The organism is Chitinophaga sp. (genome assembly GCF_035538455.1).
Taxonomy (GTDB): domain Bacteria; phylum Bacteroidota; class Bacteroidia; order Chitinophagales; family Chitinophagaceae; genus Chitinophaga.
Genome location: NZ_DATLKJ010000021.1, coordinates 35,747 through 57,180, shown reverse-complemented (window position 1 = coordinate 57,180; position 21,434 = coordinate 35,747). Strand labels below are relative to the sequence as shown.

The following is a 21,434-nucleotide window of genomic DNA, read 5'->3' as shown; positions in this document are numbered from 1 at the left end:
GGTGGTTTAGGGGTATCGTTGAGGGCCACGGCAACCCACCCGGGAGCAGCGGGCGCAGGGGGCGAGGCGGGAAGAACCGTGGGAATGGTTTCATCCTCGATCAGTTCAGGAACCACCATAACCTTTCCATTGTTATTTGATCTCTATATCCCGGCAGTTTTAAGCGTAGCCTATCAAATATTTATTTTTTCTATCTATAACTTTTCATATTTCTTCCCATTTTCCATTCATGTAAAATAACCTGCTTTCCTGCTCACAGACATTATTTTTAAACCCATTCATTATATATCCATTAATATAAATATGAAAAAGACCAACAGTGAACTTTCCCGCAGAACATTCCTCGGTAACCTTTCCAAAGCAGGAATACTGGGCGTTGCCGGCCTGTCGCCCGTAGCTGCCCAGGCAGGTAGCCTCCTGACGCCTTCCAGCCCACAGGAACCGGCTGCACATGCCTTTCTCTGTAAGCCTTATCTTCAGCACCCGGCGCCAGACACTATTACAGTAACATGGCTTACTACCCGCCCCTGCTATAGCTGGGTGGAGTACAGCGCTGAAGGCCAGCCAGCCAGAAAAGCGCACAGCGTTACCAATGGCCTCGTGGATGCCAACAACCGCCTGCATAAAATTCAGCTGACACATCTGGAACCAGGTAAAAAATACAGCTACAAAATATTCTCAAAAGACATCGCCGAGTTCCAGCCCTACAAGCTCACCTATGGCAGCACCATTGAAAGCGAGACTTATACTTTCACCGCACCCGATCCAAAAGCAAAAGAAGTTTCCTGGGTGATCATCAACGATATACACGACAGGCCAGAGTCTATCCCACACCTGATGGGCCTTTCCGGCCAAGCCCCCTATGATTTCGTGTTCTTCAACGGGGATGTGTTCGACTACCAATCCGACGAACAGCAGATTATCAATCATATGCTGACGCCCTGCGGCAATACCTTCGCTCCGCAGACGCCCTTCATGTATGTGCGTGGTAATCACGAAACCAGGGGAAAATATGCCCGCGAATGGCACCAGTATTTCGATAATCCGGGCCATGCCAATTACTTTTCCTTCACCTGGGGACCTGTACACGCCATCGTGCTGGATACCGGCGAAGACAAGGAAGACAACCATCCTGTATATGCAGGCATTGTGGACTTCGATGCATACCGCGCTCAGCAGGCCGCATGGCTGGAAAAAGAACTGCAAAGCCCTGCCTATAAAAAAGCCAGATACAAGGTGGTGATGATGCATATTCCTCATTATCACGGCGGCGAATGGCATGGAACGGTTCATTGCCGCGAAATGTTCGGCGGGCTCTTTAATAAGCACAAGATAGATATACTGATCTGCGGCCATACGCATACGTATGGCGTACATCCCCCTGAACCGGGCACTCACAATTATCCGATCATCATCGGTGGTGGGCCGAAAGATGGCAACCGTACGCTGATTAAGGTGAAGGCGGATCAGAAACAGCTTATACTCACCATGTTGAAAGACGATGGTACCAAGGTAGGGGAGTATAAAGTATAGATAACCTATATGCACAACGAGCTTAACACGAACGAAATACGGGCATAACGTGGACTTGATGCGGACTTGAAACAGAGGTAACATAGCCTTAACGCAGACCTGATGCGGGTTTTCGGGTAATTCGAGTGGAACTTAAAGCGCATGCAGGACATCAATAAAATTATGGAGGGCCGGCGCTGATGGCGCGGCTCTCTACGTTAGGCTACTGCCTGTTTGCGGTACGTTTTCAGCCATCTGACCAGGCCCATAATGGCTATGATCAACAAAATGAAATACTCTACCCCAAGAAATTTAACGCCCTTGCTGAAATAGATAGCAGTGGCAACAATGTCTACCAATATCCACAACAGCCAGTTTTCCCAGATTCTCCTGGCCAACAGGATATTGGCCACCACACTCATTACCGCCACCAGCGAATCTGTATAGGGGTATGCAGCCGGCTGACTGAAAACCTGTGGCCACCAGACGTGCAACCTGCTGATAGCCCAACCCAACAGCACCGTCAGTACCAAGGTCATGCTGCCAAGCAGCCACCGTCGGGGATTGCGGAGGGCATAGACCGGTTCGTGCTCAGGTTTCTTCCCATACCAGAATATCCAGCCGTACACATTGGTGGCAAAGAAATAGACCTGTAGAAACATATCTGCATATAGCTGATGTTGCCAGAAAAGAATGAAAAAGCAACTCACATTGATCAGCCCCGCCGGCCATGTAAGGATATGGTCCCGGGCGGCCAGCCAAACACATAATAACCCTGTGGCGGTGCCAATGAATTCCACATAGCTGACAGCATATCCAAGGACAGTAAAAAAATAATGGTCGATACTAAAGAAATCTGACATAGCTCCAATGATAATTTCCAAAGATAATGTTAATAAAAGCAGATCCAGCAATGATTTCAGGCAGGCGAAATTATTTGGAACCATTTTTGTTTTACACTATATATAATGCTGATATAAAATAAAAGCGTTATAAAATTTTTAACAATTTTCTTTAACATCTTATAAAAAACAATTGCGTTTAGACGGCTTTACAAGAGCCATGTGTTTGCAGATGAGTGTTGTCAGGTTAAAAAATCAATTACCGATAAAAACAGGATTTATTAAGTCAAAAGTAGCTATCACATCTCCAAGAGTCAGATAAACAGCAACCACCTAACCTATAGGTCTAAAAAAACAGGAGTATGAACAGTACAATAAAACATACGGGATTATCTCTGATACTTATTTCATCATTCTTTCTGGGCAGTTGCGCCACTACATATTCTCCATATGCGTCCAACCCCCAGGTGCAGATAGGAGCCTCTATCTCTTTCTATGATGAATTAAGTCCATATGGCCGCTGGACAAACTACGGCAACTACGGCAATGTGTGGATACCAAACGCCGGTGCAGGCTTCAGGCCCTACTACAGCAATGGCCGCTGGGTATATTCTGATTATGGCTGGACATGGGCCTCAGATTACTCATGGGGCTGGGCCGCATTCCACTATGGCCGTTGGATGTACGACAACTACAACGGATGGATGTGGTTACCAGGTAATGAGTGGGGACCAGCGTGGGTTGACTGGAGAGGTGGTGGTGATTACTACGGCTGGGCGCCAATGGGCCCGGGTGGTTATTCCCTCCCGAATTCTTACTGGGCTTTTGTACCCAGACAATATATCTGCAGCCCGCGTCTCAATAACTACTACATTGATAACAGCAGGAACGTGACGATCATCAACAATACCACTATTATCAATAACAACAGGGTAATCCGCGACGGTGGTTACAATAACCGCGTGATCTCAGGACCTAGTGTGAATGAGGTGCAGCGCTATGTGAACTCCCCTATTAACCGGGTGAGTGTGAGCAACTCAGGCAGACCATCTTCTGACCGTGTGGTGAATAACCAGTTGCAGGTGTACCGCCCGAATGCTACCGCGATTGAACGTGGTAACAGTAATGGTTATAGCCGTCCATCCCGCGTAATGGATAATAACAATGGTAATAACGGTACCATCAACAATAACAATAACGGCAATAACAACAACGGCAGGCCGTCCCGTGTAGTCAATAATGACAATAGCCGTTACCAGCCAATCAACAACGGTAATAATGGAAACAGCAACAACAATAATGGCCGTATAATTTATGATGGCAACAGGAATAACCAGCCCATCAACAACGGTAGCAGCAATAATAACAACGGCGGTTACGGACGACCTTCGAGAGTAGGCGCCGGTAATGACCAGCAGCAACAACAACAGATACAACAGCAACAACAGCAGGAACGCGTAATGCGTCAACAGCAACAGGAACAACAGCGTATCCAGCAGATACAACAACAGCAGCAACAGGAAAGGGTTATGAGACAACAGCAACAACAACAGATACAACAACAACAGCAGCAGGAACGCGTAATGCGTCAGCAGCAACAGGAACAACAACGTATCCAGCAGGTACAGCAGCAGCAACAACAGGAAAGGGTTATGAGACAACAGCAGCAACAGCAACAACAACAGCAGCAACAGCAGCAACAGCAATACGAGCGTGTAATGCGTCAGCAACAACAGGCTCCTCCGCCACAGCCGCAACAGGACCGCCGCGTAAATGAATCAAACAATGGTAACAGCAGCGGAAGACCCAGCAGGGTTATGAGGTAATCATAAACTACAATGAATAAACAACCTGTATAAAGAACAGGGGTGGTCAGTAACTGATCACCCCTGTTCTTTTATGTTATAGACCTCACAATACAACCGTTCTTTGATACGGCTGAAGGCCTTCTCATCCATGACCAGCCCTTTCTGCATCAGGCGAAGCTCCAGCGGAGGATAGCCATCGTGGTGGGGAGGCTGATGATAGATCTGTGGGAATGTGATATATCCAAGTCGTTCGTAGAATACAATGCGCCGTATGGCCGTTTCCGTTATAGGTGGTTCTACTTCGAGTACTATATGAGTAAACTGCTCATCCAGCTGTTGCATAATCTGGCTACCCATTCCACCGCCACGCATGGCAGGATGAATGGCAAAATATTCTATGAAGATGAAATCATGCAGGTTCCAGTAGAATATGAACCCGGCAAACACATCGTTATCATCGTGGAGCCGCAGTAGTTGCAGTTTTCCTGCCGCCATCAACTGCAGCTGGCGGCTCCAGTTTCTCTTCTCTTCGTGGGGGAAAGTGTCTTCATACAACTCCCGGATATCCTCCGTTGCTGTATGTGCCGGTATCATCTTTATCATGCCGCGAAGTTAAGCATTACCGGGCAGCGGGCACACACTGGAAGGGATCAGGATCTCCTGCAGGAACGGGTTTACCTGCGGACCAGCAAAAGTTCATTGCCTGGCTGGTAATACCCAGCAGCTTTATGCTTACCTTACTGCCCTTACGGCTGTTGGATGCCGCTACGCTGCGGGTGCCTTTCTCAGGTATATTACTGATAGTGTATTGTTCGGTTTTAAAAACTTCGTTGTTGTTACGCATGTATTGCACCTGTACTACCACATTGTCAATTGGATATTCGGTCTGATTCCTGACGGCGATGCTGAGGTCACGGATACCTCCGAAAAAGCCGGTGCGGTAATCTCCTGCATTCACAGTAATGAATTGCTGCCAGTTGCGGCGGTAGTAGGTGCGTCTTTCAATGAAGTTCGCGGCGGTGCGCTGCTGCGTTTCGCGACGGTCATCGATCTGTTGTGACACCTGGCCCGACTGTTCCAGGCTTTTGCGCAGGTCACGGTTCTCATTCCACAGCCGCTGGTTTTCAGAGAGGATGCCCCTTACGTGTCGCTGCTGTCCGCACCATGCCAGCGAGAAAATAATGATAAGGAGAAATATAATGAGGGGATAGATATAGTTACGTTTCATAAAGAGCCAGCAGAAAAAATGGTGCCAATGGCTGTTTTTCTCACATTTAATTATTTTTGTACAAATGATCCCAATGGAATTAATTCTAGTAACCGACGAAAAGACTGCCGCTCAATTTTTACAGGTACATATAGTACTCAACAAAAATGTACCGGGGTGGATAAGACCACTGGATAAGGATATTAACGACGTATTCGACCCTAATAAGAATAAAGCCTTCAGGCATGGCGAATGTGTGAGATGGATCGTGAAGGACAGCCAGGGACGTCTGATCGGCAGAATAGCTGCCTTTGTAAACAAAAAGTACAAGAACAAAGGGGACGAAGGCCCGGTTGGCGGCATTGGCTTCTTTGATTGTATTGATAACCAGGAGGCTGCCAACCTACTGTTTGATACCGCCAGGCAATGGCTCGCAGAAAGAGGCATGGAAGCGATGGACGGCCCGATTAATTTCGGGGAACGCAACAATTGGTGGGGCCTGCTGACGAAAGGATTCCATGAGCCGCTATATGCGATGAACTTCAACCCTCCTTACTATATGCGCCTGTTTGAAGACTATGGTTTCCAGGTGTTCTTTCACCAGATCTGTTACGGAATGTTAGTAAGAGACCAGTTGCAGGCCAAGTTCAGCGAGCGTCATGCTGCCATCAGCAAAGATCCGGATTTCACAGCCAGGCATATACGAAAGAGCCAGCTGGAGAAATTTGCCACCGACTTCTGCATTGTTTACAATAAGGCATGGGCACAGCATGCAGGCGGCAAAGAAATGGGTAAATCACAGGCATTGGCCATCTTCAAACAGATGAAGCCACTGATGGATGAAAGGATCGGGTGGTTTGCCTACTACAAAGATGAACCCATTGCTATATGGCTGAATCTTCCTGACTTTAACCAGTATGTGAAGCACATGAACGGAAAACTGGGGCTGCGGCAGAAACTATATTTCCTCTGGGAGAAAATAACCGGCACCAATAAAAAAATGACTGGTATTATTTTCGGCATTATACCGGAGTTCCAGGGCAGGGGTGTGGATGCATACATTATCATTGAAGGCGCTAAGGTGATTCAGCAAAAGCTTACTTATGAAGATTATGAAATGCAATGGATAGGCGATTTCAATCCCAAGATGCTGAATATGGCCGCCAGCCTGGGCGCATCGCCATCAAGGCAGCTCACAACTTATCGCTATCTGTTTGATCGTACCCGTCCGTTCCAACGTCATCCGATATTTTCATAAAAACCATAACAGATCATCTTATCAAAATAGTATCAACATCCTCCGGCAGGATCTTAATCTCTGGATATTTATCTATATTTAGTGTCCAATGAGCTGTTCATACTGTTTTAATCTGATGACCTGTTATGTCCAACCCTTATCCCGGAAGCCCGGAAAAAGCATATACAGCGTATCTGCAGCCCAACGTATTGTTTAAGCAACAGATAGTAAAAGTGATCAGTTACATTGCACTCTTTTTTCTGTTGTATATTTTATTGCTACTGGTTGCAGCATCTATCGCCACCGCATGCATGGCATGGGGTGTATCTCTGCTTCGTTACCATTCTGGTTTATTGCCGGTTATCCCTGGTCTTGGCCTCATATTACTGGGCGGACTGATACTATTTTTCCTGGCACGTTTTCTTTTCTACAAAAGGGCTGCCGACAATCCATGCAGAACAGAAATAAGCGCCAGCAACCATCCCCGGTTGTTTCAGTTTATTGCTGAGCTGGCAGAAGAAACCAGGATCAGCTTTCCCAAAAGAGTGTTTGTAGTACCGGAAGTGAACATTACGGTGTTCTACAACTCCAGTCTGTCGGGTTTATTCTGGCCGGTGGGCAAAAATCTGGAGATAGGGCTGGGGCTGGTGAACAGTGTGAGTATCAGTGAATTTAAGGCGAAGATGGCTCAGGAGTTTGCACATTTCTCCCAGCGCAGTATGAAGATGGCGAGCTATGTTTATACAGTAAACCGTGTCCTGTATAACATGCTTTATGAAAATGAGAGCCTGGAATCTGCCGCCACGCGGTGGAACCGCCATAGCCAACTGTTGGGCTTTTTTACACATCTGACAGCCATGGTGATACGGGGCATCCGTTACCTGCTCCGGAAAGTGTACCCGCTCATTCACCGTCAATACCTGGAACTGAGCCGCGAGATGGAATTCCATGCCGACGCAGTTGCAGTATCACTGGTTGGTGTGGAAGCAGCTGTCAGCAGTATGCGCCGCATAGAGCTGGGCAGCTACAGCATGGATCACTGTTTGCACCGGCTGCCGGAGCTGGCTGAACAGGCACGTTGCTTCCGGAACATCTACAGTGTACAACGCGCGCTGATGACTTATTTTGCGGCACAAAATCATCTTCTGCCAGATGAAGAGGGTTTGCCGGTTATCACGGATACCTATTTCCGCACGTTTGTAAAAAGCAGGATACAACTACGCGATCAATGGACAAGCCATCCTTCCAGGATAGACCGGGAAGAGCGCTGCAGGCAGGCAGGGATCTTCTGTCCGACTGATACCGCCAGCGCCTGGAATCTCTTTGAGGAAACCGAAATATTGCAGGAACGGCTGACTACTTCCCTCTATTCACAATATATTCCCGGTAATGTTTCCTGCGAGCCGCTGGATGCATCAGTGTACGTCAGTGAGTTGTCGGAACGTCATCAGCAGTTTGAATATCCACGTGTATTTAACGAGTATTACGACAACCGCTCATTCCCGGCGATGAATGAAAGCTATCTCACTCCACTGCCACCGGAATCTGCTACAACGCTTAGTATCACAGCACTCTACCATCCTGACGCTGTCTGGCGCATGCAATGCTTTTACCGGGACCAACAGGATCTGGAAACACTGCAAGCCATTGCTACCGGTCAAATTCAGACCAGGGTCTTTGAATTTGAAGGCCGGCAATATCAGGCGCAGAGTGCACCTTTGCTGGCGCACAGGCTGGCGGAGCATGTTGCCGGCGAACAGAAATGGCTGCTGGAGCACGACCGGCTGGCATTCCGTTACCATTACATGAAAGCAACGATCAAAGGCGCCGCAATGAAAGAGGCCATCAAGGAAAAGTACCTGAAGATTACGCTGCGCCAGGAATATGCCAGCAGGCTGAATGAACAGATGGTGAAAATAGTTCATTGCATCAGCAGAATATTCAATGCGGAAGACCTGGCATTTGCGGATATCCACCCGGCATTTGAAGAACTGGCAGCTGAATGCCGTAATTTCAGGCTGATGCTACAGGAGGTTACAGACTGCTGGCAATCCACCGGTACGCTCACCGATGATATGGCGGTTAAGGTGCAGCAGTTCCGGCAACACGGCTGTGTATATCTGCATGATCATGTGCCGGATTATATTGCCATCGAAGAGCTGCATGAACTGATCACTGCCGTGATAGAAAAATATAATAATGATGTGATCCGGTTGAAGAAAGATTACCTGGAGTTTATCCTGACCCTCGAATCATCTCCGGAATAGCCCTGAAAGCTGCGCCTGTTGCGGCCATTTTTCTCTTACTGAATTTGTGCGTATTTTCGACGCTCGCGAAAGCGTTGCAGTCATATGGAGAATTTTATCGTTTCAGCCCGTAAATACCGTCCACAGAACTTTTCAACTGTTGTAGGACAGGCGCATATTACCACGACCCTTAAAAATGCCATCCGCAATAACCAGCTGGCGCATGCCTTTTTGTTTTGCGGTCCGCGTGGAGTGGGTAAAACAACCTGCGCCCGCATCCTGGCGAAAACCATTAACTGCGAGAACCTGCAGCCGGATGGGGAAGCCTGTAATGAATGTCATTCCTGTAAGTCTTTCAATGAGGGTAGCTCTTTCAATATTCACGAGCTGGATGCCGCGTCCAACAACTCTGTGGATGATATCCGTACACTGGTGGAACAGGTGCGTTTTTCTCCACAGGCAGGAAAATACAAGATCTATATCATAGACGAGGTGCACATGCTGAGCTCCTCCGCGTTCAACGCTTTCCTGAAAACACTGGAAGAACCGCCATCCTACGCGATCTTCATCCTGGCCACTACAGAAAAGCACAAGATCCTTCCCACTATATTAAGCCGTTGCCAGATCTTTGATTTTAAAAGGATCACGATCCAGGACACGGTAGATCACCTGCAGGAGATCTGCAACAAAGAACATATACAAGCTGAAGCTGATGCCCTGCATTTGGTGGCGCAGAAAACTGACGGCTGTATGCGTGACTCCCTGAGTACGCTGGACAAGATCGTCAGCTTTACAGGCGGTCATCTTACCTATCAGAATACGCTTGAGCACCTGAATATCCTCGACTACGATTATTATTTCAAGGTGATGGATACCGTTCTGCAACAGGACGTAGCCAATGCCCTGCTGATATTTGATGAGATATTGCAGAAAGGTTTTGAGGGAGACAATTTCCTGAACGGGTTATCTGAATTTCTGCGAAACCTGTTGCTGAGCAAGGAAGATAAGGCATTTCATCTGGTAGAAGTATCGGGTAACCTGAAGGACCGTTACCGGCAGTTGTCCGGCAAATTAAGTCCGGCTTACCTGGTCTCTGCGCTTCACCTGCTCAATGATACCGAGATCAATTACCGTATGGCGCGCAACAAGCGCCTGCATGTGGAGATGGCATTAATCAAGATCTGTTACCTGCAACAGGCAGTAACATTGGTTAGTGATGATAGCAACGGAGAAGTAGCAAAAAAAAAACTGGTAGCTGACGGTACGCCTCCGCAGAAACTGAGAGCCCCGGCAGCACAGCCTCTAACGGCTAAAAGCCTCACTGAGAAACCCGCCACCAGCACAAGTATAGCTGCAGCTTCGCCGGAAACGGCCAGGTTGACTGTGGAAACACCTGCGCCACCTGTACCACAGGCCGCTGCAACAGCCCCTGTTACCACAACGCAACCAGCGCCGGTTACGAATAACGCCACAACCGCTACAGCACCGGCTCCCGCCAGTCAGCCTGCACATACAGTAACCAGCCAGCCAGCCTCCGGTACCGTGAATACCCAGCCGGCTACAACACAAAGCCGCCCCACAGCGGCAGGCGCCAGCAAACTCACAGGGCTGGCAGCCATGAAAGAAGCCCTGGCATCCAAACAGCAGGACAACACTACTACCCAGAGCATCCCACTGACCCTGGGCGCGCTGCATGTGTACTGGGATGAGTTCATCGATAGATTCAGGCAAGCCAATAAAATGACGGTGGTGAGCAACCTTCAGCTCGCAACGCTGAAGCTGCTGGATACCGCAGAGATAGGCATTGTGAGCCGGAATATCGTACAGTTCCGGTTCATGGAGGAAGAGAAGCTGGGCATATCAGATTTCTTCAAACAGAAATTCAACAACAGTATGCTGATCCTTACCCTTCAGCTGGACGAGAGTCAGCAGGTACAGGATACCGGTCCTGCCCCCTTGTCGAGCAGGGAGCAATTTCAGCTGATGGCCGACAAATATCCATTGGTGAAAGAACTGAAGGACAGACTGAATATGGAGCTGGATTTTTAGCAGAAATAAGTCATTATTAAATTTTAACTATCAATAGACATTTTTAAACAGTTTACCATTCCTTCTTTGCGTTTTTGCGCAAAAACATGTAGGTTTGAACAAAATTTTGAATAAACACTATGGCAGAAGTTATCAGAATGCCCCTCCTGAGTGATACGATGACGGAAGGGGTGATTGCGGAATGGCATAAAAAGGTGGGCGATACAGTAAAAGCAGACGACATAATTGCTGAAGTGGAGACAGACAAGGCAACAATGGAAGTGATGGGTTATGTGGAAGGTACCTTGTTATATGTTGGTGTAGAGAAAGGTAAAGCAGCAAAAGTTAATGAGATCATTGCCATTGTAGGAAAACCAGGCGAAGATTATAAACCATTACTGGAAGGTAATAACAGCGCTCCTGCTGCACCGGCACAAGCTCCTGCACAGCAAGCTGCTCCAGCTCCTCAGGCTGCCGCTGCACCTGCTGCAGATGACACAGCAGTGAAAGAAGCACTGAAAAACGCTACTGTTATCCGTATGCCGCTCCTGAGCGACACTATGACGGAAGGTAAGATAGTAGCATGGAATAAGAAAGTAGGCGATACTGTAAAAAGCGATGACGTACTGGCTGAAGTGGAAACCGATAAGGCTACCATGGAAGTAATCGGTTACGCTGACGGTACGCTCTTATATATTGGTGTAAAAGAAGGTAATGCTGCCAAAGTGAACGGAATCATTGCCATAGTAGGTAAGGCCGGTACTAATGTAGACGCTATTCTGGCTGCTGAAAATGCAGCTCCTGCCGCCAAAACTGCTGCACCAGCAGAGGCAGCAGCACCTGCTGCCAATGGCGCCGCCGTAGCTCCCGCTGCTGAAACCGCCGCTTCTGCCGATGGCCGTGTGAAAGCATCTCCGCTCGCCAAAAAACTGGCTGCTGAAAAAGGTATTGACATCAACAAGGTTACAGGCACCGGTGACAATGGCCGTATCGTGAAGAAAGATGTGGATAGCTACGTTCCATCTGCCGCTCCTGCTACAGCAACAGTTCCGGCTGCACAAGGCCCTGCTGCTCCGGCCTTTGTACCTTCAGGTCAGGAAGGTTATACAGATACTCCGCTCTCACAGATGCGTAAAGTGATTGCACGTCGCCTGAGCGAAAGCAAGTTTACTGCGCCTCATTTCTATCTGAAGATAGATGTTGTCATGGATAAAGCCATGGAAGCCCGCAAGGCTATCAATGAGATTTCTCCAGTGAAGATCTCCTTCAATGATATGGTGATCAAAGCCGCTGCACTGGCACTCCGTCAGCATCCCGATGTAAACGCCAGCTGGATGGGCGACTTTATCCGTCATAACCATCATGTGCATATCGGTTCTGCCGTAGCTATTGAAGATGGCCTGATTGTACCGGTGATCCGCTTCGCTGATCAGAAGTCACTGAGCCAGATAGCGGGAGAAGCTAAAGGTCTGTACGACAAAGCCAAAAACAAGAAACTGCAACCACAGGACTTCAGCGGCAATACTTTCACTATCTCCAACCTCGGTATGCTGGGTATAGATGAATTCACCGCCATCATTAACCCACCGGATTCCGCTATCCTCGCTGTAGGTGGCATCAAGGAAACTGCTGTTGTGGAAAATGGCCAGGTGAAGATCGCTAATATCATGAAGCTCACGATGAGCTGCGATCACAGAAGTGTGGATGGCGCTGTAGGCGCACGTTTCCTGGCCACGCTGAAAACGTACCTGGAAAATCCGGTGACCATGCTGGTATAACCATTTACAAACGATAATAGCTATACAAGAAAGCCGTCTCACTACAGGGGCGGTTTTTTTTGTCAAAAATGTTTCATAAACTTTTGAAAGTTCAAAAACTTGACATAAATTCGCTTCTTTAAGACAAACGCTATAACAATTATCTGTCATGAACTTAGCAGAAGCCAAAGCGCAGTTTATCCAAACATGGGGGTCATTGGGAGCACAATGGGGCATCAACCGCACCATGGCGCAGATCCATGCGCTATTGCTGGTAATGCCAGATCCACTCAGTGCAGATGATATTATGGCGGAGCTGAACATCTCCCGCGGTAATACCAATATGAACGTGCGTGAGCTGATCAACTGGGGATTGGTAGAACGTGTATTGATACCAGGAGAAAGAAAGGAATTTTTTGTAGCGGAGAAAGACATCTGGAAAGTAGCCACTTACATTGCCCGCGAAAGGAAGAAACGCGAGCTGGACCCTATCATGAAAGTATTGCAGCAGCTGCAACAGGCTGATGGCGATCCCAAAGACAAAGAGCTGAAATCATTCAAAGAGTCTATTCAGAGTATCAACAAGTTTGCACAGCAGACAGATAAAACCATCAGCGCATTCATCAAGTCTGAAGAAAACTGGTTCTATAGCAGCCTGCTGAAGCTTATCAAATAAATTTTTTTGTATTATTATTTCAATTTTTCCTGAAAGTTCAGAAATATAAAACAAAATGAAAAATAAACGCATTGTTATAGCGGCTGGTACTGGCTTCATTGGCAAAAGCCTGATTGAATATTTCGGAGAAGACAATGACATTGTGATACTCACCCGGCAGCCTCACACCGCACATGGCCGTGTGAGCTACGTGCACTGGGATGCCAGAACCACCGGTAACTGGACATCGGCGCTGGAGGGTGCCGACCTGTTGATCAATCTCGCCGGCAAAAGTGTGAACTGTCGCTACAATGAAAAGAACAAACGGGAGATCTTCGAAAGCAGGGTATATGCCACTCAGGCGCTGGGACAGGCCATACAGCAACTGCAACAGCCTCCAAAGCTATGGATCAACGCAGCCAGTGCCACCATCTACCGCCACGCAGAAGACCGCCCGATGGATGAGTTCACCGGGGAGATAGAGAACGACTTTTCTGTGCAGGTATGTAAACGCTGGGAACAAACCTTCAACGATATAACGTTGCCCCATACACGAAAAATCATACTCCGCATAGGCATTACCCTGGGATGGCAACCCGGTGGCGTAATGCAACCATTCCTCAACCTTGTGAAATACGGGCTTGGAGGCCAGCAGGGCAATGGCCGGCAAATGCTCAACTGGATACATATTACGGACCTATGTGGCATCATTAACTGGCTCTATACCCAGGAACAGCTTAGCGGCATATTCAACTGCACGGCACCTAATCCTGTGCCCAACAAGGTTTTCATGCAAACGCTCCGCAGCAGCGCTGGCCGTAAACTGGGCCTCCCCGCCCCCGCCCCTCTTCTTTCCATCGGCGCCGCACTCATTGGCACTGAAACTGAATTGCTGCTGAAAAGCAGGTGGGTAGTACCTGCCAGACTTTTAAAGGAAGGCTATTCTTTCCAGTTTCCGCGCATACAGGAATCAGTAACAGACATCCTCCGGCATATGCCCCGAAGCGCTTATCACTTGTTCTGAAATTCGTACTTTAGTAGTATGGAAACCTCAGCCGATAAAAAACTCACCGTAGTTTTGGGTGCCTCACCCAATCCGGACAGATACAGCAACCTGGCAGTAAACAGACTTACAGCCAAAGGCCACCCTGTAGTAGCCATCGGCAAGAAAGCCGCCTCCATAGGCGATATTCCCGTGATTACCGAACATCCTGACCTGAAGCAGGTAGATACCGTGACACTTTATCTGAATCCCATCTTACAGAAAGAGTACTACGACTATATCCTGCAGTTGCATCCCCGAAGGATCATCTTCAATCCAGGCACAGAAAACGACGAACTGGCGCAGCTGGCCACGCAACATGATATCACTCCGGTAGAGGCGTGTACGTTAGTGCTGCTGAGCACCGGTCAATATTAACTGTGACTTTTATTTGATTTATATGATTGTCCTGATGAGCAAAGACTGAAGCAGAGGTTTTTTTCTTAGCTGTTATTTTTTTGTTACCAGTATAACCGGATAGTAGTGCCCCTATTGGCCTGAATTCCGCAGTGGAAGTATATTTGTATCTCAATCTTTATAAGTCAATCACTCCAAAGTAATACCCGGACATCAGGATAATCAACACAATCACGTAAATCACAGTCCTTTTTTCGTATATTCGGAACGTATATCATTTCATTATTAACCAATAAGCCCCAATTGTTTGATTCTTGAATCCTGTTTGTTTTCCCTGCAATAGCTTGGCATTACTTCATCTGGTTGGTTATAAGTATAAGATCTGACACGCCGCATGTTCACCCTTAAATATATATAGTATGCAATGGAGAAGATTTAATGGAGAGGTGATTCACCTTCCGGTCAAAGAGGAGGTACGGCAGGCCATCATACGCGAAACCAGCAGAGGTTATCGCCTGAAGGTATGCATAGGTACTGACTCTCAGGTAAAGGGCCTGGAAACTGAATTTGCTACGGTGATCGTTTTCCTCCGGGAAGGTCATGGCGGATTCATGTTCATCCATAATGAAAAAACAAAGGACTGCTATTCCATCAAAGAACGTATGCTGGTGGAAGTGGCCAAAAGTATTGAGATCGCGTATGAGCTCTGCGACCTGTTTACCGAGTATGACGTAGATATGGAAGTACATGCCGATATCAATACCAATCCTCAGTTCAAAAGCAATCTGGCCCTGCGTGAAGCAATGGGTTACATCCTGGGTATGGGCTTTGCCTTCAAAGCCAAGCCGGAGGCCTTCGCCAGCAGCAGCTGCGCCAATAAGATCGTGAACTGATCGCCCTGTGGGTTGTACCTCTCTCAAACTACTGATGCGATGCCCCGCATCAGATGAGATTCTCTCCCCTTATCTTGCCGGAAAATTTTCTCCTTTCCTGCTGTAACTTCTGCCTCTCCCAAGCGCTATAACTATATCACCAAAATCGCCCCATTATTTTGTTATGAAAATCAGAACTTGTTTATTCCTCGTCATCGTACTGAGCATAACGGCATGTAACCGCAAGGTTAATAACCGGCCGCCCGTTAGTGAAAGCCTTTCTATTCAGCCTGGTGGCTATAATGTGGCCGGCGTTGGAGCCGGCGAGATTATCATCAGTGATGAAGGCGCTTACCAGAAAAAAGACGGACATATCACACAGCTATCTTCTGCCGTATTTGACAGTCTGAAGCCTTATAAAAAGGAGTTTCCGCACAGTAAGTTAAAGGCAGAAGGCAAAAAGCCGCTCAGTATGCTCGGGGCTGCGGATGGCTTGTTTATTACATTTACCATGAAGCAGAATGATTCTGTGACTTATTCTGTGGCGATAGATGTTGACAAAAATGGGGACTATGGCCCGCCGGAGTATATGACCAGTTATATGCAACGCCTGCGGCAAACCCTCGATAACTGCAAACTACAATAATCCCAACACCTCGCTATGAAAGTCACACGCTGGCTACTGCTACTGGTTCCCTTCGCCACTGCATGCCGTAGGCGGAGTAGCCGGTGGCAGTGTGCAATTGGATAAGACCTTTACTATGTCTATCTCCGGCGGCCAATAAGAAAGCCTAACGTTTATGGCTAAACGTTAGGCTTTCAGGAAAATATATTTTATCAGGCGATGGCTCTGAACTGGATATTCAGCTCTTCAATATAGTCGAGGATAGCGTCGCGGCCGGATTTTTTAACGGTGGAAGTCACGAAGTGCGGAGGCAGAAACTGCCAGGTTTCGCGCATCTTGTTGAGGAAGGCTTTCACATTGCGGCTTACCTCTGCCTGCGTGCTTTTATCCGCCTTGGTGAACACCAGGCTGAAAGGGATATTCCATTCGCCCAGCTGGTTCACGAAATCAATATCGAGCTTTTGTGGCGTATGACGACTGTCGATGAGCACAAATACACTGACAAGGTTTTGACGTTTACGGAGATAATCTTCAATCATCTTCTCCCACTGCTTGCGCTGGCTCAGGCTTCTTTTGGCGAAGCCATAACCCGGAAGATCCACGAGGTACCAGGCCTCATTCATCAGGAAATGATTGATCAGCACTGTTTTTCCCGGGGTACCGGAAGTTTTGGCCAGCTTTTCATTATTGGCCAATATATTTATAAGGGACGATTTACCAACATTGGAGCGGCCTATAAATGCATATTCAGGCAGATCGGGCTTGGGGCATTTCTCCCAGTCCGGGCTGCTGATCAGGTATTCTGCTGACTTGATGATCATATCTTATTACTTTGTTCCGTTAAAAATCAACTTCTGCTTTTTTTACATGCTGACAGATGCCCTCATTTCTTTAACTTTGCGGTCTATGTCGGAAAATGCAAATGTTCAGAAGATGGTTCCCTTTGTGGAGTCAAAATTAAGCAAGAAGGAGCAGATAGCCTCCATGTTTAATGATATTGCCTACCGTTATGACTTCCTGAATCACTTTATGTCGCTCGGTATTGATGTACTCTGGCGCAAAAAGGCACTGTCTTACCTGAAGTCATTGCAGCCCAAAAAGATTCTGGACGTTGCTACCGGTACCGGTGACTTTGCAGTAATGGCGCAGAAACGCCTGAATCCCGACAGTATTGTGGGCATTGATATTTCAGAAGGCATGCTCTCTTTTGGCCGTGAGAAAATAAAAAAACTGGGCCTCGAAAATAAAATAACCCTGCAGCTGGGCGATAGTGAGACAATAAGCTTTCCGGATCATACGTTTGATGCGATAACGGTAGCCTTCGGAGTACGCAATTTTGAAAACCTGGAAAAAGGACTGGCTGAAATGAGGCGGGTATTGAAACCGGGAGGAAAACTGGTGATACTGGAATTTTCCAATCCAACTGTTTTTCCCATTAAACAATTATATAATTCGTATTTTCGTTATATCGTACCCCTGATCGGGAAGTTTGTAGCTAAGAGCAAAGCAGCCTACAGCTATCTGCCAGAATCCGTGAAAGTGTTTCCCCAGGGCGAAGCAATGCGTACCATATTAACTAACACAGGTTTTCAGGCCGTTACATGCAAAACGCTCACATTCGGCATATGTTCCATCTATTGCGCCTCGTACTGACAGTTATACCGGCGCTGTTTGTGTTCCAGGCCGGAGCACAGACAAATATGAATATGTTGGATCATGATTCCAAGCCCTATTACTTCGGTATTACCCTAGCAGGTAATCAGTCATTTTTCAAACTGAACCACTCGCCCGCTTTCCTGGCAGATGATTCTATCATGATAGCGGAGCCTTTGAAAACAATAGGCTTCAACCTGGGATTGTTGGCTAATGCCAGGCTCAGTGAGCATTTTGATCTTCGCTTTAATCCGCAGTTGATCTTCGCTTCAAAAAATCTTTACTATCGCGAAACCTATCCCAAACCACAGGATACCGATAAAAAAATAGAGTCCATCCTGCTCAGTTTCCCGCTGCAGCTCAAATTCAAATCAGACCGTATTGGCAATATGCGTGTATATGTGATTGGCGGGCTGAAATACGACTATGATCTCGCCTCCAATGCTCGTGCACGTAGGGCCGAAGACCTGATCAAAATAAAGAAAAGCGATTATGGTTATGAAGTGGGTGCAGGCTTCGAGTTTTATTTCGAGAGTTTTATCTTCTCCCCTGAATTCAAGATCAGCAACGGTTTGGGCAATATGCTTGTGAAAGATCCCAATCTCCGGTATGCCAACGTGATCGACAAGTTACAATCAAGGATGATCGTTTTCTCCATACATCTGGAAGGATAAGCCACCCTAAATTGCTGGTAAGAAGTATCTTTGCGCTATGCAAAACTATCTCATCAGGAACATCGCCGTAGTGAACGAAGGCGCCACTACTGTACAGGATGTATGGATCAAAGACAGCCGCATAGCGAAAATAGCGCCCAATATCACCATCAGCGGCAACTATACGGAAATCAACGGAGAGGGCAAACACCTGCTTCCTGGCGTTATAGATGATCAGGTGCATTTTCGCGAACCTGGCCTCACTGAAAAGGCCACCATTTACACTGAAGCCCGCGCCGCCGTAGCCGGTGGTACCACCAGCTTTATGGAAATGCCCAACACCAAACCCGCAGCCCTCACACAGGAACTGCTGGAAGACAAATACGCCATTGGCCGCCAGCACTCGCTGGCTAACTACTCTTTCTTCATGGGTGTTGCCAACGATAACGTAGAAGAGGTTCTAAGGACGAACGACAGGAAGAAAGATGTCTGCGGCGTTAAGATATTTATGGGTTCGTCCACCGGCAACATGCTGGTGGATAACTATCTCACCCTGGAAAAGATTTTTTCCTCCAGCGAACTGCTTATTGCTACACATTGTGAGGATGAAAAAATCATCCGCAGCAATATGGAGACCTTTAAGAATGAAAAAGGCGATCAGCTCACTGCTGCTGACCATCCGCTAATACGCAATGTAGAAGCTTGTTTCGAGTCCTCCTGGACAGCTATTCAATTTGCCAAGAAACACGATTCCCGCCTGCACATCCTGCACATCTCAACAGAAAAAGAGCTGCAACTATTCACCAATATGATGCCGCTGGAGCAGAAACGTATCACGGCGGAAGTATGCGTACACCACCTGCACTTCACCGCTGATGATTATAAACAATACGGCAACCTGATCAAATGCAATCCAGCCATTAAATCAGCGGAAAACAAGACTGCGTTGTGGAAAGGCCTCCTGGACAACCGTCTCGACATCATCGCCACAGATCATGCTCCGCATACCTGGGAAGAAAAACAGCAACCGTACCCGCAAGCGCCATCAGGAGTGCCATTGGTGCAACACAGCCTGCTGCTCATGCTGGAATATGTGAAGAAAGGTGCGCTCTCCATTGAAAAGGTAGCTGAGAAAATGAGCCATGCACCGGCATTATGCTTCCAGATAAATGAAAGAGGCTTCCTGCGCGAAGGCTACTTTGCAGACTGCGTAATTGTAGATATGAACGGCAGCTCCGCAGTAGATAAACAAAACATCTACTACAAATGCGGCTGGAGCCCGTTTGAAGGACATACCTTCCCGGCAGCCGTTACACATACATTTGTAAGTGGCCATCTTGCTTATGAGAACGGCCGCTTCAACGAAGAGGTAAAAGGGCAAAGGTTAACATTTAACCGATAGATATTGGGGATTTATTTATTTTGTTATGTAGCTATTTAAATATAATAAAGGGTCTTACTCAATATTTAAATATCCACATAACAAAATAAATAAATACCTACGCTTTATGGATTTTTTTTATCCTTGCATCTCCAACTTTATTTAACCAAATCTATTGTTGCATGCAGCTGGACAAAACATCCTTCTACGATCTTTCCATCTTCAACAGGGATGAAGAGTTCTCCCTGTTCCATCGTCTCGATTTCACAACTACAGCCGGCGGCAGAGATTATCTTCGTCATTTGTTCAGCACTCCCCTACAGGACGTCAAGGCGATCAGCAACAGACAGAAAGCCCTGAAATATATACTGGATAAGGAAAGCAACTGGCCGTCCATTATTTCCAATGGTACTATTGTGGTCGTAGAAAATTATCTTGAAGCGCAGATAGAACCTATCTCCAGCACAGAAGGCCCGATGCTCCGTCTGCAGGCTATGATCCACAAAACACTGTATGCTCCTGACTACGGGTACATCAAGTTCTCTTTTACACAACTGGTGAACCTGCTCCGTGGCTTCCGCACCTTTGTACAGGTATTCCACTCCGATGAAACACCGTCAGTATTAAAGATCCTGCTGGACAGGGCACAACTGCTGCTTCACAGGCAGGAGTTCAACGATATACTTGAACTGGAAGAAAGCGGCAGGCTCAATTTCGTGGAAATCATGAGATATGATAACTATGTGAGAAAGAAACACCGTAAGCTGGTGGAAGAGATGATCACACTGTATCATCAGCTGGACGCCTTTTATGCGATGGCTAAAGCGATAAAGCATTACAACCTGCAATTCCCCACCTTTACTGACAGCACACGTCCTGTAATAAAGGCTACGCAGCTGTACCACATTATACTTGCGGCGCCACAGGCCTACGATGTCAGGCTGGATGAAAACAATCACTTCATGTTCCTCACCGGCGCCAACATGGCTGGTAAAACCACGTTTATCCGTGCGGTGGGTATATCTGTATACATGGCTCATATAGGCCTGGGCGTACCGGCTCAACAGATGGAGCTGAGCTTTTTCCATGGTATCGTCAGCAATATCCAGGTACAGGACAATATCTTCAAGGGGGAAAGTTATTTCTACAGTGAAGTGCTGCGTATCAAGAATACCATTCAGCAGATCAATAATGGCAAAAACTGGCTCGTGCTGATCGATGAAATGTTTAAGGGCACCAATATTGAAGATGCCCGTAACTGTTCACTGGCAGTAATCAGGGGGCTTTTACGCAGCAGCAACTGTTTGTATATACTCTCTACCCACCTGTATGAAATTGCAGAAGAATTAAATAATGAGAAGAAAATATTGTTCAGATATTTTGAATCGCAGATTATCAGCGATGACCTGCATTTTACCTATCAACTGAAAGATGGTATAGCGAAAGAAAAGATCGGATATCTTATTCTGAAAAAGGAAAAAGTACTGGACCTTCTGGATAAAATCCAATAGATAATATTCCATTGAGCTATCGGCTAACGGCTGGTAGCTCTTTATTTG

At 47.1% G+C, this 21,434-nt stretch carries 19 protein-coding genes; 15 read left to right on the top strand and 4 right to left on the bottom strand.

Going from position 1 to position 21,434, the window contains the following annotated elements:
• Positions 1-303: 303 nt before the first annotated feature.
• Positions 304-1,533: a purple acid phosphatase family protein gene (locus VM802_RS02150; RefSeq protein WP_325527481.1), complete on the top strand. Its 1,230-nt coding sequence runs from the start codon at positions 304-306 to the stop codon at positions 1,531-1,533.
• Positions 1,534-1,730: 197 nt separating this feature from the next.
• Here the strand turns inward: VM802_RS02150 and pnuC are convergent, their stop codons facing one another.
• Positions 1,731-2,375: a nicotinamide riboside transporter PnuC gene (gene pnuC / locus VM802_RS02145; protein ID WP_325527479.1), complete on the bottom strand. Its 645-nt coding sequence runs from the start codon at positions 2,373-2,375 to the stop codon at positions 1,731-1,733.
• A 341-nt stretch (positions 2,376-2,716) separates the two neighbouring features.
• On the opposite strand from pnuC, the gene VM802_RS02140 reads away from it, so the two are divergent.
• Positions 2,717-4,180 (top strand): DUF6600 domain-containing protein, encoded by a 1,464-nt coding sequence (locus VM802_RS02140; protein WP_325527477.1) that lies wholly within the window; start codon positions 2,717-2,719, stop codon positions 4,178-4,180.
• A 57-nt stretch (positions 4,181-4,237) separates the two neighbouring features.
• Here the strand turns inward: VM802_RS02140 and VM802_RS02135 are convergent, their stop codons facing one another.
• Positions 4,238-4,765, bottom strand: coding sequence for a GNAT family N-acetyltransferase (locus VM802_RS02135; RefSeq protein ID WP_325527475.1), 528 nt, complete (start codon positions 4,763-4,765; stop codon positions 4,238-4,240).
• A 16-nt stretch (positions 4,766-4,781) separates the two neighbouring features.
• Positions 4,782-5,390, bottom strand: coding sequence for a hypothetical protein (locus tag VM802_RS02130; protein ID WP_325527473.1), 609 nt, complete (start codon positions 5,388-5,390; stop codon positions 4,782-4,784).
• Positions 5,391-5,463: 73 nt separating this feature from the next.
• Between VM802_RS02130 and VM802_RS02125 the strand changes: the two genes are divergently transcribed.
• The 9 genes from VM802_RS02125 to VM802_RS02085 all read left to right on the top strand — a co-directional run bounded on the left by VM802_RS02125 (position 5,464) and on the right by VM802_RS02085 (position 16,209).
• On the top strand, positions 5,464-6,627 hold the full coding sequence (locus tag VM802_RS02125; protein WP_325527471.1) for a hypothetical protein: 1,164 nt from the start codon (positions 5,464-5,466) through the stop codon (positions 6,625-6,627).
• A 125-nt stretch (positions 6,628-6,752) separates the two neighbouring features.
• The gene (locus VM802_RS02120; protein WP_325527469.1) at positions 6,753-8,873 is read left to right on the top strand and encodes a M48 family metallopeptidase; all 2,121 of its coding nucleotides are present in this window, start codon (positions 6,753-6,755) and stop codon (positions 8,871-8,873) included.
• Positions 8,874-8,957: 84 nt separating this feature from the next.
• Positions 8,958-10,901, top strand: a complete 1,944-nt coding sequence (locus VM802_RS02115) for a DNA polymerase III subunit gamma/tau (protein ID WP_325527467.1) — start codon at positions 8,958-8,960, stop codon at positions 10,899-10,901.
• A gap of 119 nt (positions 10,902-11,020) precedes the next feature.
• A complete protein-coding gene (locus VM802_RS02110) occupies positions 11,021-12,658 on the top strand; it encodes a pyruvate dehydrogenase complex dihydrolipoamide acetyltransferase (RefSeq protein WP_325527465.1) in 1,638 nt (545 codons plus the stop codon).
• A gap of 148 nt (positions 12,659-12,806) precedes the next feature.
• Entirely contained in the window at positions 12,807-13,313 is a 507-nt protein-coding gene (locus VM802_RS02105; protein WP_325527463.1) for a GbsR/MarR family transcriptional regulator, read from the top strand.
• Between the two features lie 55 nt (positions 13,314-13,368).
• Positions 13,369-14,316 (top strand): TIGR01777 family oxidoreductase, encoded by a 948-nt coding sequence (locus tag VM802_RS02100; protein WP_325527461.1) that lies wholly within the window; start codon positions 13,369-13,371, stop codon positions 14,314-14,316.
• 18 nt (positions 14,317-14,334) lie between these two features.
• Positions 14,335-14,712 carry a CoA-binding protein gene (locus VM802_RS02095; RefSeq protein WP_325527459.1) on the top strand — a complete coding sequence of 126 codons (378 nt, stop codon included), beginning with the start codon at positions 14,335-14,337 and terminating at the stop codon, positions 14,710-14,712.
• 398 nt (positions 14,713-15,110) lie between these two features.
• Positions 15,111-15,584, top strand: coding sequence for a ribonuclease H-like YkuK family protein (locus VM802_RS02090; protein WP_325527457.1), 474 nt, complete (start codon positions 15,111-15,113; stop codon positions 15,582-15,584).
• A gap of 163 nt (positions 15,585-15,747) precedes the next feature.
• On the top strand, positions 15,748-16,209 hold the full coding sequence (locus VM802_RS02085; RefSeq protein ID WP_325527455.1) for a hypothetical protein: 462 nt from the start codon (positions 15,748-15,750) through the stop codon (positions 16,207-16,209).
• A 191-nt stretch (positions 16,210-16,400) separates the two neighbouring features.
• Here VM802_RS02085 and yihA read toward each other — a convergent pair whose 3' ends face one another.
• Positions 16,401-17,009 (bottom strand): ribosome biogenesis GTP-binding protein YihA/YsxC, encoded by a 609-nt coding sequence (gene yihA, locus VM802_RS02080; RefSeq protein ID WP_325527453.1) that lies wholly within the window; start codon positions 17,007-17,009, stop codon positions 16,401-16,403.
• 85 nt (positions 17,010-17,094) lie between these two features.
• Between yihA and ubiE the strand changes: the two genes are divergently transcribed.
• The 4 genes from ubiE (at position 17,095) to VM802_RS02060 (ending at position 21,386) form a co-directional block, all read left to right on the top strand.
• Positions 17,095-17,841, top strand: coding sequence for a bifunctional demethylmenaquinone methyltransferase/2-methoxy-6-polyprenyl-1,4-benzoquinol methylase UbiE (gene ubiE, locus VM802_RS02075; protein ID WP_325527451.1), 747 nt, complete (start codon positions 17,095-17,097; stop codon positions 17,839-17,841).
• On the top strand, positions 17,814-18,515 hold the full coding sequence (gene porT, locus VM802_RS02070) for a type IX secretion/gliding motility protein PorT/SprT (RefSeq protein ID WP_325527449.1): 702 nt from the start codon (positions 17,814-17,816) through the stop codon (positions 18,513-18,515). Before ubiE ends, porT begins: the two co-directional genes overlap by 28 nt.
• 37 nt (positions 18,516-18,552) lie before the next feature.
• Positions 18,553-19,896 carry a dihydroorotase gene (locus VM802_RS02065; protein ID WP_325527447.1) on the top strand — a complete coding sequence of 448 codons (1,344 nt, stop codon included), beginning with the start codon at positions 18,553-18,555 and terminating at the stop codon, positions 19,894-19,896.
• Positions 19,897-20,057: 161 nt separating this feature from the next.
• Positions 20,058-21,386 carry a MutS-related protein gene (locus VM802_RS02060; protein WP_325527445.1) on the top strand — a complete coding sequence of 443 codons (1,329 nt, stop codon included), beginning with the start codon at positions 20,058-20,060 and terminating at the stop codon, positions 21,384-21,386.
• Positions 21,387-21,434: the final 48 nt, after the last annotated feature.